Source organism: Billgrantia montanilacus, assembly GCF_003336675.1.
GTDB lineage: Bacteria > Pseudomonadota > Gammaproteobacteria > Pseudomonadales > Halomonadaceae > Halomonas > Halomonas montanilacus.
Window position 1 is genome coordinate 1 of record NZ_QPII01000054.1, and the last position, 538, is coordinate 538.

General features: G+C 55.2%; 2 tRNA genes. Both read left to right on the plus strand.

From position 1 onward, the window contains the following. Positions 1–4: 4 nt before the first annotated feature. Positions 5–81 (plus strand) — tRNA-Ile (locus DU505_RS22225). 115 nt (positions 82–196) lie between these two features. After that, a tRNA-Ala gene (locus DU505_RS22230) sits at positions 197–272 on the plus strand. Positions 273–538 lie beyond the last annotated feature (266 nt).

Here is a 538-nt window from a genome sequence, read left to right on the forward strand (position 1 = left end):
TGCCGGGTCTGTAGCTCAGTTGGTTAGAGCGCACCCCTGATAAGGGTGAGGTCGGCAGTTCAAATCTGCCCAGACCCACCAAATTTCGCCGGATACGGCGTTGCTTTGAACCTCGTGTAGCGGGCTACACGTCGGCCCAAAGCGCCTTGTCTCCGACGAAATTGCATTTGCTCCTTTGGCGGAGCCGATGTTGATAGGGGCCATAGCTCAGCTGGGAGAGCGCCTGCCTTGCACGCAGGAGGTCAGCGGTTCGATCCCGCTTGGCTCCACCATCTCTCGCGTCACCGGTACACCCACAGTCTTACCTGATCGGATCCACAGTCATAAGCCATCCTCGCACCGCGCGATGACGGGTTTATGACTGTCGATTGACAGTCTGCTCTTTAACAATGTGAATCATGCTGACAAGTTCTTCCTGAAAGGGAAGGACAACGTGATACGTCTCAAGCGTATCCGGCAATTGTCGTGAGTAATCGCGGACCAGACCCTTTCGGGTTATATGGTCAAGCGATTAAGCGCATACGGTGGATGCCTAGGC